Genomic DNA, 15805 nt, shown 5'->3' with positions numbered 1-15805 from the left:
ATGTGGTATCTCGCGGTGCGTATGGCCCGGCACCGGGTCGCCGCGTTGGTGGCGGTGGCGTGTGCGGCCCTCGGGGGTGCGGTGCTGGTCACCGGTACCGGAGTGCTGGCCGAGTCCGGGTTGCGGTCGCAGCTGCCGGCCGGGCGGCTTGGCGGGGTGGACGTCGTGGTGTCGGCGGATCAGACCTTCCGGCCGGGCGGGGATCTGCCGATCGCGTTGCCGGAGCGGGGGACGGTTCCGGCGCGGTGGGCCGGCCGGCTGGGCGAGTTGCCCGGGGTCACCGGCGTGGTCGGTGACGTCAGCTTCCCCGCGGCCCTCGTTGACGCGCGCGGCCGGGTCGTACCGGGCGAGGATCCCAGCACGGCGGGGCATGGCTGGTCCTCCACCGGGCTGCTTCAGGACGCCCCGGTCGACGGCGGGAAGCCGGGCGATTCCCGTGAGGTCGCCGTGGACCGCGACATGGCCGCCGCCGCGGGGGTCCGGGCGGGCGACCGGGTCGAGGTCGTCGCGGCCGGCCGGGACGTCGCCGAGTACCGCGTCTCAGGGGTGGTCGACGCGCCGGGAGCCGGAGTCTTCTTCGCCGATCCGACGGCTGAGCAGTTGGCCGGACGCGACAGCGGACCCCGCGCCGGGACCGTCGACCTCATCGGGCTGCGTACCGAGGCCGGCGCCACCGACTCCGTCGCCGCAGCCGTCCGCGATCAACTGCGCGGCACGGACCTGCTGGTGGCCACCGGCCAAGACCGGGGTGACCTGGCGGCGCCCGACGCCGTGGCAGCGCGGTCACTGCTCATCCTGCTGGCGGGCTCGCTCGCCGGGATCATCGTGCTGATCACCGGGTTCGTCATGGCCGGCGCGCTGGGCGTGTCGATCGCCGGGCAGCGCCGTGAACTGGCCCTGATGCGGGCCGTCGGCGCCACTCCGAAGCAGATCCGCCGGCTCGCCACCGCCCAGGCCACGGTGATCGCGGCCGTGGCGCTCGTGCCCGGGGCGGCCCTCGGCTATCTGCTGGCCGGATGGTTCCGGCAACAGCTGGTCGAACGCGGTGTGCTCCCCGAAGCCCTGCCCCTGACGTTCAGCCCGCTGCCCGCGCTCGCCACCGCCCTCCTGCTGGCCGGCGCCGTCCAGGTGTCGGCGAGGGGCGCGGCATGGCGTACGTCGCGGATGCCGGCCACGGAGGCGGTCGCCGAGTCGCGCACCGAACCCCGTAACCCGTCCCGCATCCGGACCCGTGCCGGACTGCTGCTCATCCTCGCCGCGACGACTCTCTCGGTCGTACCGCTGCTGTCGAGGACCGTGCTCGGCGCGGCGGCCGCCTCCATGGCCGGTGTCATCGGCGCGATCGGCCTTTCGATGGCGGGCCCCGCCCTGGTCCGGCGTGCCGGCGACACACTGGCCCGGCGTCTGCGGCCCGGCGTGTCCGCGCCGACGTGGCTGGCCGTGTCCAACGTCCGCGGTTACGCCCTGCGCATCGCCGGCGTCGTCAGCACGCTCGCCATGGCGGTCGTGTTCGTCCTGACGTACACCCTCGCCCAGACGACGGTGATGACCGCCACCTCCGACGACGTCCGCACCGGCACCCTCGCCCAGGAACGCCTGAGCGCACCGGCCCTCGGCGGACTGCCCGAGGGCACGCTCGACGCGGTACGGGAGACCTCCGGCGTACGGGCGGCAGCTCCTGTCGGCAGCACGACCGTGATCTGGCCCTACAAGGTGTTCGGCGAGGACGAGGTGGAATCCGCCTCCGCGATGATCCTGACTCCGGCCGCGCCGACCGTCCTGGACCTCGATGTACGGTCCGGCAGTCTGGCCGGGCTCACCGGCGACACCATCGCGGTCAGCAGCGATGTCGCCCGCTCCCGTGGCGCCGGACTGGGCAAGCGGGTCGGCCTGATCCTCGGCGACGGCACCCGCGTGAACGCAAAGGTCGTCGCCGTCTACGCCCGCGGACTCGGCTTCGGCCCGGTCGCTCTCTCCCGGGACCTCGCGACGGGCCACACCACGACGGGCCTCGACGAGAGCGTCCTCGTCCGCACGGACGGCACGGCGACGGCGCAGCGCGAGCTCGCGGCGCTCGCCGAGTCCCGGCCGGGCCTGACGGTGGAGCCCACGGACACGGGAACGGACGGCAGCCTGACCGAGGCCCCGCCCGAGGTGTGGGTCAATCTGGCCACCATCGTCGTACTCCTCGGCTACCTCCTCCTCAGCATCGCCAACAAGCTCGTGGCCACCACCGCCCAACGCCGCGGCGAGATCGCCACCCTTCGTCTGAACGGCACCACCCCGCGTCAGATCCGCGCGATGATGCGCCGCGAGGCCGCGGTGATCGGCACCGCCGCCCTCACCACGGGCCTGGCCCTGGCCGCGATCCCGCTCACCCTCCTGGGCATCGGCTTCCTGCACCGCCCCTGGCCCGCGGGTCCCCTCTGGCTGCTGCCCGCCACGGCGCTCACGATCGTCAGCCTCGCCTTCGTCACCATCGAGGTGCCCACCCGGCGGGCCCTGCGTACGGCTCCCGCTGAAGCACTCGCCGGTCGTGAATAGTGCCGAGTCCGTCATTCCCGACTCCGTTGTCAGTGCGCAGCCCTACGGTGGTGTCTGGGCCGAGGAGCCGATCGTGGGCTGAGGAGGGGGAGACGCGTGCGCAGGGTGCCACTGGACATGTTCCGGTTCACTACGGGCGACCGGGCCGACTTGTACGGGGCGATCCTGCGGGCGTTCGGAGCGGCCAACGAGCGCCTGGAGACGGCGCTGGGGCTGGATGAGGTCCGTACGCGCCTGCGCACGGTGGGTTGGCCGGCCGCGATCGACGACGAGGATCTGCACGAGGCACTGAAGCAGCTGCGCCGCTGGGAGCTGCTGGACGTCGTCCAGAACCACGCGGAGAACTACCGCACGGCCGAGGAGTACGAGCGGCGCAACCTCCAGTACTCCCTGACCCGGCGCGGCGAGGCCGCCTTCGCGGGCGTCGAGCACGCGCTGACGGTGCTCGCTTCGACGGGCGCCCTGCAGACGGCCGTACTGGAAGCGATCACCGACCGGCTCGACGAGTTGTACGGACTGGCAGGTGAACCCTCCTCGGCCTCGGTGGACCGACGGATCTTCAGCACACTGCAGGAGCTGGAGGGACATCTCGAGGCCCTGTTGGACAACACCAAGGCGTTCAACGGGGAGCTTCAGCGGCTGCTGCGTGCCGAGGGCGCCGATCTGGGTGTGTTCCGGGAGGTGAAGGCGGCCACCGTTGCGTATCTTCAGGAGTTTCTGGTCAACCTTGATCAGCGCGGGCACGGCGTCGCCGAGGCCGTGGCCCGGGTGGAGGAGCGCGGGATCGCCGCTCTGCAGGTGCGGGCGCTGCGTGGAGCGGAGTTGCCGCCGGTGTCCGAGGAGGATCCGGGGACGGCCTGGCTGGAGCGGAGGCGGGCGCGCTGGGCGGGGCTGCGGGCGTGGTTCCTGCCGGTGGACGGGGCCCGGCCGCGGGTGGACCAGCTGCACGACGTCGCCCGGAGGGCCATCGTCTCGCTGCTTCAGGTGCTCGACCGGATCACCGAGTCGCGCCGCCGGTCCTCCAGCGCCGTACAGGACTTCCGGGAGCTGGCGCGCTGGTTCGCGGCGGCTCCCGGGGAGGACGGTCTCCACAGGCTGTGGACGGTGACCTTCGGGCTCGGCCCCGCCCGCCATGCCCACCTCGCCCACCCCGACCCGGAGTTGGTCCCTTCGTCCCATACGTGGGACGAGGCTCCGCCGGTCGAGGTGTCGGCGCTGTTGCGTACGAGTGGTCGTACGGAGCGTTTCACCCGCACGGGCCGGGTGCGGGATGTCACCGCCGTCAAGGCCGCGCGGGCGGAGCAAGCCCGGCGGGAGCGGGCGGAACTCCAGGAGGCGTGGCGGACCCTGCGGACCGATGACGGTCCGTTGCGGCTGTCCGACTTCGGGGTGTTGGACGAAGCGTCGTTCGAGCGGTTGCTCGATCTGCTCGGCAGGGCGTTGTCGACGCGTCCGGATCGTTCGGGGGCGCGGCGGGCCGGGACATCGGACGGGCGTGTGGAGATCACCTTGACGCCGCCCGCCGACGGAAGGATCGCTGAACTGCGGACGGAGAAGGGGGTGTTGAGAGGGCCGGACTATCTGGTGCACATCGACACGGTGTCCGGAAGAGGCCCGGCTTCTGCGCCGATCCTGCGGCAGAGCCGCCGGGAGGCCGCGGGACGCCATGAGGCCGCCGGATGAGCACCCTCGCCAACCAGCTGGTCGTCGCGGAGCGGGAGGAGGTCGCCCGGGGGATTCGTCTCCTGCTGGCGCGGCCGTTGATCACCGAGCGCGCCGACCCGGCCGCCTTCGACGTGATCCGCCGCCGCAAGGAGCCGCTGACCAAGTGGTTCGACTACACCTGCGGCTGGAGCCTGGTGGTCGAACCGAGGCGTGGTTACGCGCGGCTCGTCAAGGTCCGCTCCACCGCCGACGCCTCGCGTCCGGCGCGGCGGCTGCGCTCAGGGCGGGCGCCGTTCGACCGCCGGCGCTATGTGCTGCTGTGCGTCGTGGCCGCCGAGTTGCTGTCCGTGCCGGTGACGACGATAGGGCTGCTCGCCGATCGGGTCGTCCAGGCCACCGCCGCCGATCCGGCACTCCCGTCCTTCGACACGGTCGGCAAACAGGAGCGAATGGCCTTCGTCGACGTACTGAAACTGCTGGAGTCGTACGGAGTACTGCTGGCCGTGGACGGGGTGACGGACTCCTTCGTCGACTCGGCCGACGCCAAGGTGCTGTACCGCGTGGACGCCACGCTGCTGATGCGGCTGCCGGCGGCGCCCATCGGGGCCTCACGGCTGTCCGTACCGCCGGACGAGGTGCCGTTGCGTTTCGAGGAGTTGATGACGGGGCTGACCAGGGAGCGGCGTTATGGCGGGGTGGCGTCCGGGGGCGAGCAGACCGTCGCCTCCGAGACGCAGCGGAACCTGTGGTTGCGGCACTCCGTACTGCGCCGCCTCTTCGACGACCCCGTCCTCTATCGCGAGGACCTCACCGAGGACGAGCTGGCCTATCTGGCCTCCCCGACGGGCCGGCAGATCATGCGCCGCTCGGTCGAGCAGGCGGGATTCGTGCTGGAGGAGCGGGCGGAGGGTTTCCTGCTCATCGACCCGGATGCCGTCGCCACCGACGCCAAGTTCCCCGACGATTCGTCCACGGCCAGGGTCGCCGCGTTGCTGCTGCTGGAGCGGATCCATGACATGCCCGGCGGGGCGACGCCCGAGCAACTCCTCGCGATCGGCTCGGAGTTGCTGCGCCGGTTTCCACGGTGGGCGAAGGCGTACCAGTCGGCGGACGGGGCCCTGCGGCTGGCCGACGACGCGGTGCGGGTCCTGTGCGACTTCGGTCTGGCGCAACGCGTCGGTGAGCGTACGGTCGTGCGTCCGGCGGCCTCGCGGTACCGGGTCGTGGGGGCCACGACGACGGCCAAGGAGGGGCCGGCCGATGCGGCCGGCACAGCCGGATCGGGTGAGGGCGGATCTGTCGGTGTCGAGGGAGGCTCGGGTTGAGCGTCACTGATCTTCCGGTGCGCGGTGCGGGCGCCTCGGCCGAAAAGGCCGGGGAAGTCGGGGAGCACGCTCCCCGCTTCCGGCACCGCTGGCAGCCGTATCGCGCGGGCATCCTGAACGTCTGGCGCTACTACGACGAGACGTTCACCTTCCACCAGGGACGTCTGCTGCTGCGCGGGCAGAACGGCACGGGCAAGTCAAAGGCCCTGGAGCTGCTGCTGCCCTTTCTCTTCGACGCGAACCTGAGGCCCAACAGGCTGTCCACCTTTGGTGGTTCGGAACGCACCATGCACTGGAACCTCATGGGCGAGGGGGCGTCCGGCAAGACGAGGGTGGGCTATGTGTGGATGGAGTTCGGCCGCCCTGCCGAGAAGGGCGGCGACGGTGGCACCGACTGGTTCACCTGCGGAGCCCGCCTCCAGGCCAGCGTCCACACCAGCGGTGCGCAGGCCGACTACTTCACGACCACCCGGCGCATCGCCCGGCGTGGAGGGCTGTTCCTGGCCAACGAGTCCGGTCAGCCGTTGACGAGGGCCGCCCTCGCGGACGCCCTGCAAGGGCACGGGGAGATCCACGCCTCGGCCGACAGCTACCGGACCACGGTCCGCCGGGCGCTCTTCGCGGGCATGGGCGAGCAGCGGTACGAGGCCCTGATCATCGCCCTGCTGCAACTGCGCCAGCCCAAGCTCTCCGAACGCCTCGACCCGTCCCTGCTCTCCTCCCTGCTGTCCCGGGCCCTGCCCCCGCTCGGGGAGGGCGAGATCAGCGAACTCGCCGAGGGCTTCGAGCGGCTGGACCGGCAGCGTGAGCAGTTGAAGCAGCTGGACGAGGAGGTCACGGCGGCGGGCACCATCGCGCACCGCCAGCGCGGTTATGCCCGGCGGGTCCTGCGCGCAGGCGCCGCGACCCTGATCTCGGCCACGACCGAGATGGACAACCTCACCCGGGTCGCGAAGGAGAGCACGGAGCAGCACGAAGAGGCCCTGCGCGACCAGGAGTCGGCAGCACAGGTGCAGGAGGAGTGCGAGCGGCGCGGGCAGCAGCTGGAGGCGGGCATCGAGGGCCTGGTGAACAGCGACGCCTACCAGCAGGGCGAGGAGCTCAGCCGGCTCCGCCGCAGTACGGAGGACGCGGAGCTGAAGGCGCGCCGCCTGCGCGCCGCCGCTGAGACCAAGCAGCGTCAGGCGGACGACGACCGGGAGCTCGCCGCGGAGGCCGCGGAGCACGCCGACGCGGCCGAAGATCACGTGCAGGAGGCGTCCGAGGACGCGCGGCAGGCGGCACGTACAGCCGGTCTGGAGTCGGTGCACCTGGAAGCCGCGACGATGTTCGGCGCACCGACCGCCGCCGATTCCGCGGGGGCGGCGGGCTCCGCCGGCGAGGACCGCGTCCGGCGGCCCCGTCGGCTGCTGCGGGGTGCGGTCAGGGCCCGGCGGGACCAGGTCACCGAGGTCTCGGCCGCCATCGACCGTCACGAACGGGCCGTGAGAGACCGCACGGCCGCCGAGACGGCGCTGGACGAGGCCCGTCGTGCTCTCGCGGCGGCGGTCGTACGCAGGGACGAGGCGGCCAGTGCGTACGAGGAAGCCCTGACCCGGCAGGCGGAGGGGCTGCGCGAGTGGGCCACCGGCTGCGTGGAGCTGCGGATCGACGACGTCGAGGAGCTGGTCTCCCGGACGGCGGTCGAGAGCGACGTGATGTCCCTCGTCGAGTCCGCCGTACGCGGTGTGGAGCGGGAGATCGCCGAACAGCAGACGCGTATGGAGGCCGCCCGCGAAGCCGCGGTGGCCGAGCGGTCCGCTCTTACCGGCACCCTCGACACGCTGCGCCGCGAGGCCGACCTGCCCCCGGCCGTACCACCCACCCGGACCACGGACCGTTCGACCATGATCGGTGCCCCGCTGTGGCGCCTTGTGGCCTTCCACGAGGACGTGCCGGCCACCGTCCAGGCAGGCGTGGAGGCGGCGTTGGAGGCGTCCGGGCTGCTGGACGCGTGGGTGAGCCCGTACGAAGGCATTGAGCTTCCCGGCCACGACACGCTGGCCGAGGCCGCCTGGGCGGTGCCCGCGCCGGGACCATCCCTTCTGGACGTACTGCGTCCCGAGGCCGGGGTCCCGGCGCCCGTGGATGCGATCGCCAGGCTGCTCGGCGGTATCGCGTACGGGCCGCGGCTGCCGGACCGGCACATGGCCGCGGTCGGCGCCGACGGCAGCTGGCGGCTGGCCTCCGCGACGGGGACGTGGAGCAAGAAGGAGCCCGCTCACATCGGCTCCCTCGCGCGGGAGCGGGCGAGGCGGCGGCGGATCGCCGAACTCACCGAGCGGCTTACCGAGGTGAACGGCTCGATCGCCGCCCTGGACGCGTCGGTGCGTGAACTCCACGAGCGGCGCAGGCGGTTGGACGCCGACATCGCGGCCCGTCCCCGGTACCGGAACCACGATGAGCGGCGGCGGGACTGGGACCGGGCGGAGGAGGGGATCGGCGTCCGCGACGACGCCGTACGGACTGCTGCCGGACTCCTGGAGGAGCGGGAGGCAGCGGCCCAGCAGGCCCTGCGTGCGCTGAGCCGGCTCTCCGCGGAGCACGGGCTGCCCACGGACAGCGGGCTGCTCGGGAATCTGTCGGCGGCCGTCGACGCCTTCCGCGATCTGGCCGACGCCTGGGCGGACGCCCAGCTGCACTGGGCGTCCGCCGTCGGGCGGGCCGCCTCTGCCCGCGCCCAGGCCGAGCGCTCGTCCGAGGCCGCGCGCGAGCATTCACACGAGGCCGAGGCCGCCGCGTCCGAGGCGGCGGGGCTCAGGGCGACGCTGGAGGCGGTGGAGAGCACCGTCGGCGAGGACTTCCGCCAGGTGGCCGCCCGGATCAGCGAGCTGAGGGGCCAACTGCGCCTCAGCCGCGAGGAGTTCAAGGTCAAGGCCCGTGAACTGCTGGAGCTGGAGCGGCGTATCGGCACGCTGACCGCGACGATGGCGCAGGACGCGGAGAAGCGTGACCAGGCCATCGCCTCCAGGGACGCGGCGGGGCGGAGACTGCGGCGCCTGTGCCTGCTCGGCCTGCCCCAGGACGCGGGGATCGATCTGGAGCTCAGCGGGGAGGACGGCACGCGCGCCACCCTGGAGGCGGCCCGCGCGGTGGCGGCGGAGTGGGCGAGCGTCCCGCACGAGCCCCGTAACCTCGGTGACGCCGTGAACCGGCTGTCCGAAGCCGTGCACGAGGCCCGGCAGTTCCTCGGCCGCCGCGCCGATCTGGACCTGGAGGCCGACGACGACGTGCAGGTCTTCACGGCCACGATGGACGGCGTACGCATCGGGGCGACGGAACTGCTCCAGACCCTCACGGCCGAGCGGGACAGCAGCCGCGACGACATCACCGCCGCGGAACGGCGCCTGTTCGACCAGACGCTCACCGGGGACACCCGGCGCCATCTCGCCGCCCGGATCCGTCAGGCGGGCGAGCTGGTCGACCGGATGAACGCTCACCTGGAGCGGGTCCGCACCGCGTCGAACGTCGCCGTCCAGCTGGTGTGGCAGGTCCACCCGGACCTCCCGCCCGGCACCCGTACCGCCCGCGAGCTGCTGCTCAAGGACCCCGGGCGGGTCACCGAGGCCGACCGAGAAGCGCTGCACGCCTTCTTCCGCGGCCGTATCGAGGAGGCCAAGGCCCGTAACACGGCGGCCACTTGGGAGGAGCAGCTCGCCGAGGTGCTCGACTACACGGCCTGGCACCAGTTCGTGGTCAGGCTCGACCGGGCGAACGGCGCGGGCTGGCAGCCGCTGACCAAGAAGCTGCACGGGGCGCTGTCCGGCGGGGAGAAGGCGATCGCCCTGCATCTGCCGCTGTTCGCCGCCGTCGCGGCCCACTACGAGGCCGTGCCCGACGCACCCCGTCCGATCCTCCTCGACGAGGTCTTCGTCGGTGTCGACACCGTCAACCGCGGACAGGTCTTCGCCCTGCTCAGCGCGCTCGACCTCGACCTCATGCTGACGTCCGACCACGAGTGGGGCACCTACCGGGAGCTGCCCGGGATCGCCATCCACCAGCTGATCACGGGGGCGGACGGAGACGACGCGGTGACCAGCGCGCGCTTCGTATGGAACGGAGTGGGTGTGGAGCCGGACGAGGCGGGAGCCCCTGGGCGGGACAAGGAAGGAGCCTCCGGGTGAGCGGCATGAGGACGGGAGCCGCCCCGTGAGCGGCGCAAGGAGCGGTGTACTGCGGCGCCCCGAGCTGCGTCCCCTCTGGCTGGCTGTCCATGACCGGCTGTCCTCCGGGCGGCCCGTCAGCCGGGTGCGCATCGGCCTGCTGGACGACGGCCAGCGGGCGGCGCTGGCCGACCTGCTGGGCCTCGACCGGCTCCCCGACGCCCGGCCCTTCGTGGCGCTCGCCCGCCTCGAAGAGGCGGTCGCCGAGGTCGACGGCCGTACGGTGCGCGAGGTCGTCGCCGATCTCGTCGGCCCGCTGGACGACCGCGCGGCCGAGCGGCAGCGCGAGCAGGGGGAACGGGCGGCGCTGTGGACCTGGCTGGCAGCCCACGAGACGGTGCGTTCGCAGCCGGCGCTCGCCGACTGGGCCGCGTACTGCCGAAGCGTCGGCCTCGTCGACGGCTCGGTCGCCCGCACCCGTGACCTGCTCGCTTCGGCGCTGGCGGTGCTGGCCGCCCTGCCCGCCGAAGGAGAGCCGCTGTCGGTCTTCGCGGCACGCCTGCTGCACGGCGACTCCCACGCCCTCGACGACGGCACCCGGCTGTCCACCCTCGTCCTACGGGCCTTGTCGGCGATCTACGGCATCGACGCACCGGACAGCGCCCGGCAGCGACGTACGCTCTGGGCCCGTGCGGGCATCGCCGACGACGAACTCTCCGCCACCGTCCTCGCCGCCGGGCTCCGCCCCGCCGGGGACGGCCTGCTCAGCCGTATCACGGGCCTCTGCGCGGACTCCGGACACGCGGCGTCTCTCACCTTGGCCCAACTCCGGTCCGCTGCGGGGGACTTCGGCTTCCCGGCTGCCGTACCCGTGCACATCACGGAGAACCCCAGCGTCCTGGCCCTCGCCCTGCGCCGCTTCGGCCCGCGCTGCCCGCCCCTGGTGTGTACCTCGGGATGGCCCAACAGCGCGGCCGTCCATCTGCTGCGGATGCTCGCCGACCAGGGAGCCGCCCTGCGTTACCACGGTGACTTCGACGGCGAGGGCGTACGCATCGCCGCGTACATCCTGGACAAGACGCCCGCCACCCCCTGGCGCATGACCACCGAGGACTACCGCCGGGCCCTCGCCCGTGCCCCGCACGGACCTCCTCCGGGCAGGCTGACCGAGGCCCCGTGGGACCCGGGGCTGACCCCCGCGATGGCCGAACACGGCACGTCCGTACTGGAGGAAATGGTCGCCGATGCCCTCCTCGAGGACCTGAGCGTTCCGTTGGAAACACAGTGATGAACCCGCGGGTCGGTGGGGGCTGGTCGCGCCCGCGCGGCGGAGCCGCAAATGGATACAGCCCCGCGCCCCTATCGGGGGCTGCGGCCCCTCAAGTGCGCGCGGTACCGCACCGGACGTGATCACGCGACGCGCGTGCCTACCCTGGAGGTGTGGCCCGTTCCAACGACGAGGTCGCCGCGCTCTTCCAGGAGTACGCGGATCTGATCTCGATCACCGGAGGAGACGCGTACAGGATGCGCGTCTACGAGAAGGCCGCGCGCTCGATCGGCGGCTTCCACGCCGACGTGTCCACCCTCGACACCAAGGGCCTCCAGGAGATCCCCAACGTCGGCAAGTCGACCGCCGAGAAGATCGTCGAGTACTTCCAGAGCGGCAGCGTGTCCGCCGTCGAGCAGCTGCGGGCGAAGATCCCCGCCGGGGTCCGGCGGCTGACGGCCATCCCCACGCTCGGCCCGAAGAAGGCCTGCGTGCTGTACGAGGAGCTGGGCATCTCCTCCGTCGAGGAGCTGGCCGACGCCATCCACGAGGAACGACTGCGCGACCTGAAGGGCTTCGGTCCGAAGACGGAGGAGAACATCCTCCACGGCATCGAACTCCTCCAGTCCTCCGGCGACCGTGTCCTGCTCGACGTCGCCATGGACCTCGCCGACGACATCGTCACCGAGCTGTCCCGGGTCACCGGCTGCCGGCGGTGCACCTACGCTGGTTCGCTGCGCCGCTTCCGCGAGACGATCGGCGACATCGACGTGCTCGCCGCGGCGGGGAGTTCGGCGCGGCTGATGCGGGCGTTCACCGAGCTGCCCTACGTCTCCGAAGTCATCGCGCACGGCGAGAAGAAGACGTCGATCCGCACCACCAAGGGCCTGTCCGTGGACCTTCGCGTCGTACCGCCGGACTCGTGGGGAGCGGCCCTGCAGTACTTCACCGGCTCGAAGGCCCACAACATCCGCACCCGCGAACGGGCCGTGCACCAGAAGCTCAAGCTCTCCGAGTACGGGCTGTTCGACGCCGAGAGCGGGGAGAAGATCGTCTCCGAGACCGAGGAGGAGGTGTACGCCCGGCTCGGCCTGCCGTGGATCCCGCCGACGCTGCGCGAGGACCGCGGCGAGATCGAGGCGGGGCTGCACGGTGAACTGCCCGACCTGGTCGAGGAGCCGGACATCAAGGGCGACCTGCACACGCACACCGACCTCACCGACGGACTCGCGCCGTTGGAGGAGATGATCGAGGCGGCGGCCGGACGCGGTTACGCGTACTTCGCGATCACCGACCACGGACCGAACCTCTACATGCAGCGGATGACCGACGAACGGATGCTGGCGCAGCGGGAGCGCGTACGGGAGCTGGACGGCACGTATCGCACAAGGGGGCGGCGCGGCGGTCTGCGCCTGCTGCACGGAGCCGAGCTGAACATCGATCCCGAGGGAGACGTGGACTGGCCCGCGGACTTCCTCTCCGGCTTCGACCTGTGCGTGGCCTCCGTGCACTCGCATTTCAACCAGGGGCGCGAGGCGCTGACCCGACGCCTCGTCCGGGCCTGCGAGAACCCGTACGTGAACATCATCGGCCACCCCACGACCCGCATCATCGGCAAACGGCCGGGCATCGACGCCGACCTCGACGCGGTCTTCGCCGCCTGCGCGCGCACCGGCACAGCCCTGGAGATCAACGCCCATCCGGACCGGCTCGACCTGCGGGACGAGGACATCCTGCGGGCACGGCGGCACGGGGTGAAGTTCGCCGTCGACAGCGACGCCCATGCCACTCTCCACCTGGCCAACATGCGTTACGGCGTGGGCACGGCACAGCGGGGCTGGCTCACCAAGGACGACGTGATCAACACGTGGCCGGAGGCCCGGCTGCGGCGGTTCCTGCGCAAGGAGGCGGCGGGTCGCTGACGCGATCGCGGACGTCGTGGGCGGCGCAGCCCCCGCCCTCATGGTGGAGCCAGCCCTACCTTCGGTTCGGGAGTGGGCGTCATCGTGCTCGTGAGCCGGTGGCGGCAGGGTTGGAGCAGTTGATCCCAGGTGTTCACCGCTCCCACCTGCCGGAAGGAAACCGCCATGAACGCGGCCGACATACGCCCGAGTTCGGCCGCATCCGTATCCCCCGTAACCCCCGGCCCCATCGCTTCCTTCGCCCGGTTCGTCCTGTGCGGCGGCGGGGTCGGGATCCTCTCCAGTGGTGCCGTGGGCCTGCTGGCCGCGCTGATGCCCTGGGCGGTGGCGAACGCCCTGATCACCGTCGGCTCCACCCTCCTGTGCACGGAGCTGCACGCGCGCTTCACCTTCGGGGCCGGACGGCGGGCCGGACGGCGTCAGCACTGGCAGTCCGCGGGGTCGGCCACGGCGGCCTATCTGGTGACCTGCGCGGCGATGTTCGGCCTCCACATGGTGCAGTCGTCACCCGGGATGCTGACCGAGCAGGCCGTGTACCTCAGTGCTTCCGGGCTCGCCGGAACCGGGCGCTTCCTGGTGCTGCGGCTGTACGTGTTCGCCTCAGCCCGTCGTGGTGAAGCCGTTCCTGACCTTGTCGAAGACGGGGCGGTAGGTGGCCCATTGGGCGTCCGGGGCCGAGAGGTAGATGTCGTACTCCTTGGCGCCCTCCCGGCCGTAGCCGAGGTCGATGGCGCGGAACGCCCGGGCGCGGCCCTGGAACGTGAACTCCCAAACCGCCGCGGGCTGTCCACGGAACGAGGTCTTCTGCATGCGCAGCTTCCGGTACGACGTCGGGTAGTTGACCTTGGTGTTGGCCTCGATGTTCTTGAAGTGCTCGACGGGGTGGGAGCCGGCGGGGTCCACGACGCCTACCGTGATGCCGGCCAGCTTGGTCGGGTCCGCGTAGGTGATCTCTTCGGTGGTTTTCGTGGTGACCTTCCAGCCGTCCGGCACGGGGAAGGCGACGCCGAGGCGCTTGTCGCGGACCAGGTGGTAGCCCTCGGGCATCGGCGGGGGCTTGTACGTCGGTGCGGCGCTCGGACCGGGGTTCCGCGCGCCGTCATCGGTCGCCCCGCCCCCGTACGTCGTCGCGTAGAGGGTGCCTGCCACGGCCGCGCCCACCACCGCCGTCGCCAGGGTGCTCCAGAGCAGGGCGCGGCGCTTGCGGCTCCGGGCGCGGCCGGCCCTGCCGTCGTCGGCCCTGCCGGGTACGCCCGGCGCGTCCGGCACCCCTGACGCGTCCGGCCCCCGGACCTGACCGCCCGCTGAGCCCGTCACCGAACCTGCCGTCGAACCAGTGACCGAGCCCGTCCGCGTCCCCGCGAACGCCGCAGCCCGACGCACCTCCGTCGGCTCCCCGGCCCGTATCGTCCGCAGCGCCCGCTCCGTCTGCTCCGCCGAAGGCCGCTCGTCCGGGTCCTTGACCAGCAATGCCCCGATGAGCGGTTCCAGCGGACCGGCCTGCGTCATCGGTCCCAGGGGGTCGGTGGCGATGGCGTACGCCGTCTCCATCGCCGTGTCCTTGCGGAACGGTGGCCGTCCCTCCATCGCCTGGTGGAGGGTGGCGCCCAGCGCCCACAGGTCCGAGGCCGGTCCGGGGGTGAGGCCCCGCATCCGCTCGGGCGCCATGTAGTCGATCGAGCCGACCATCTCGCCGGTCTTCGTCAGCGTCGAGGTGCCGTCCGTCATCGCGATGCCGAAGTCCGTGAGGACCACGCGGTCGTCGGAGGCGAGCAGTACGTTGCCGGGCTTGACGTCGCGGTGCAGGACTCCGGCGGCGTGGGCGGCGCGCAGGGCGGCGATCATGCCCAGGCCGATCCGGGCCGCCTCCTCGGGCGACAGGGTCCGGTCGCTCTTGAGTACGTCGCCGAGTGTGACCGAGGGCACGTACTCCATGACGATGCAGGGGAGCCCTCCGTCGTCCACGACGTCGTGCACGACGACCACGTTGGGATGGGCGATCCGGGCCGCACTGCGCGCCTCGCGCCGCATGCGCTCGTACAGCGTGGCCAGTTCGTCGTCGGACAGGTGGTGGTGCGCGTGCAGTTGCTTCAGCGCGATCTGGCGGCCCAGGACCTCGTCCTCGGCGCGCCACACCGTGCCCATGCCACCACGGCCGATCCGCTCGGCCAGCCGGTACCGCCCGGCAACGAGCCGTCCCTCGTCCGACACGTCCCAGCCTCCGCCAAGTTTGCTCACGTACATCACGTTCGATTTGCTCCGCCACGATAGCTGTCGCGCATGACGGGGCGACGACCGTGAGCACGTGGCCAACAGCACGCAACCGGCGGGCTCCCGCGACCGTCAGGGCTTCGCAGTCACCGCAAGTGCGGGTCGTCGGCACCGGCCTCGGCCGAATGGCCGAGGAGCCGCCGCGCGAGCCTGGCCCTTCTGACCGTTCGGCCGAGGCGCGCGCCCGGGCCCGCGGGCGAGGCTGGAGCCACTTCCTCCCCACCACGGCCGACAGTGACCTGTCATCAGGCCAACTGGGGCCCCACTCCTCCGACTTCAGGAGTACCTGATGCAGCGCAACCTTCTCGTCAGCCTCATCGGCGGGGCGACCGCCGTGGTCGCCGTCGGCGGTGTCGGCACCTATCTGCTGTCCGGCACCGAGTCCACCACCGGCCTCGACCACCCGGTGCTGGACGCGAAGGTGGACGGTCACGAGGCGCTGGACGGCACCATCGTCGCCGCCCGCACCCAGAACAAGTACCACCCGCTGCCCTGGGTCGGCAGCGAGGTGTCCAAGGTGCGCTGCCCGGACCTCAAGGCCGTCGCCGGGACGAAGGTGACCTGCACCGGCAAGGGCGACGGCGGCGAGAGCGTGTCCATTCCCGTGACCGTGGTGAAGGCGGCGGACTCCTCCGTCACCTGGAAGTTCGAGCGCTGAGAAGCCGGCCG

The 15805-nt window shown here is 72.1% G+C and carries 8 protein-coding genes and 1 pseudogene; 8 read left to right on the top strand and 1 reads right to left on the bottom strand.

The window, feature by feature from the left end; translation table 11 throughout:
* From ACFYO0_RS13720 to ACFYO0_RS13690, 7 genes and pseudogenes are all read left to right on the top strand, one after another.
* On the top strand, positions 1–2544 hold the full coding sequence (locus tag ACFYO0_RS13720) for an ABC transporter permease (RefSeq protein WP_388674511.1): 2544 nt from the start codon (positions 1–3) through the stop codon (positions 2542–2544).
* A gap of 117 nt (positions 2545–2661) precedes the next feature.
* A complete protein-coding gene (locus tag ACFYO0_RS13715) occupies positions 2662–4227 on the top strand; it encodes a TIGR02677 family protein (RefSeq protein WP_388675429.1) in 1566 nt (521 codons plus the stop codon).
* Positions 4224–5534 carry a TIGR02678 family protein gene (locus tag ACFYO0_RS13710; protein WP_388674509.1) on the top strand — a complete coding sequence of 437 codons (1311 nt, stop codon included), beginning with the start codon at positions 4224–4226 and terminating at the stop codon, positions 5532–5534. Before ACFYO0_RS13715 ends, ACFYO0_RS13710 begins: the two co-directional genes overlap by 4 nt.
* Entirely contained in the window at positions 5531–9697 is a 4167-nt protein-coding gene (locus ACFYO0_RS13705) for a TIGR02680 family protein (RefSeq protein ID WP_388674507.1), read from the top strand. Before ACFYO0_RS13710 ends, ACFYO0_RS13705 begins: the two co-directional genes overlap by 4 nt.
* 25 nt (positions 9698–9722) lie before the next feature.
* The gene (locus ACFYO0_RS13700; protein ID WP_388674505.1) at positions 9723–10964 is read left to right on the top strand and encodes a TIGR02679 family protein; all 1242 of its coding nucleotides are present in this window, start codon (positions 9723–9725) and stop codon (positions 10962–10964) included.
* 152 nt (positions 10965–11116) lie between these two features.
* Positions 11117–12865 (top strand): DNA polymerase/3'-5' exonuclease PolX, encoded by a 1749-nt coding sequence (gene polX, locus ACFYO0_RS13695; protein ID WP_388674503.1) that lies wholly within the window; start codon positions 11117–11119, stop codon positions 12863–12865.
* A gap of 165 nt (positions 12866–13030) precedes the next feature.
* Positions 13031–13477 (top strand): annotated as a pseudogene (locus ACFYO0_RS13690) (hypothetical protein); the annotation flags it as partial.
* Here the strand turns inward: ACFYO0_RS13690 and ACFYO0_RS13685 are convergent.
* Complete coding sequence (locus ACFYO0_RS13685) at positions 13466–15076, bottom strand: protein kinase (RefSeq protein WP_388675427.1); 1611 nt, start codon at positions 15074–15076, stop codon at positions 13466–13468. The pseudogene ACFYO0_RS13690 and the gene ACFYO0_RS13685 overlap by 12 nt on opposite strands.
* A gap of 349 nt (positions 15077–15425) precedes the next feature.
* Between ACFYO0_RS13685 and ACFYO0_RS13680 the strand changes: the two genes are divergently transcribed.
* A complete protein-coding gene (locus ACFYO0_RS13680) occupies positions 15426–15794 on the top strand; it encodes a DUF4333 domain-containing protein (RefSeq protein WP_388674501.1) in 369 nt (122 codons plus the stop codon).
* The last annotated feature ends 11 nt before the right edge of the window (positions 15795–15805 follow it).

The sequence above is a fragment of the Streptomyces sp. NPDC006365 genome (assembly GCF_042870755.1).
GTDB lineage: Bacteria > Actinomycetota > Actinomycetes > Streptomycetales > Streptomycetaceae > Streptomyces > Streptomyces xiangluensis.
This window is presented reverse-complemented; position numbering and strand designations above follow the sequence as displayed.

Bases quoted from the DNA above. Each gene is read 5' to 3' on its own strand.
- ACFYO0_RS13720 (WP_388674511.1), top strand. From the start codon at position 1: ATGTGGTATCTCGCGGTGCGTATGGCCCGGCACCGGGTCGCCGCGTTG.
- ACFYO0_RS13715 (WP_388675429.1), top strand. From the start codon at position 2,662: ATGTTCCGGTTCACTACGGGCGACCGGGCCGACTTGTACGGGGCGATC.
- ACFYO0_RS13710 (WP_388674509.1), top strand. From the start codon at position 4,224: ATGAGCACCCTCGCCAACCAGCTGGTCGTCGCGGAGCGGGAGGAGGTC.
- ACFYO0_RS13680 (WP_388674501.1), top strand. From the start codon at position 15,426: ATGCAGCGCAACCTTCTCGTCAGCCTCATCGGCGGGGCGACCGCCGTG.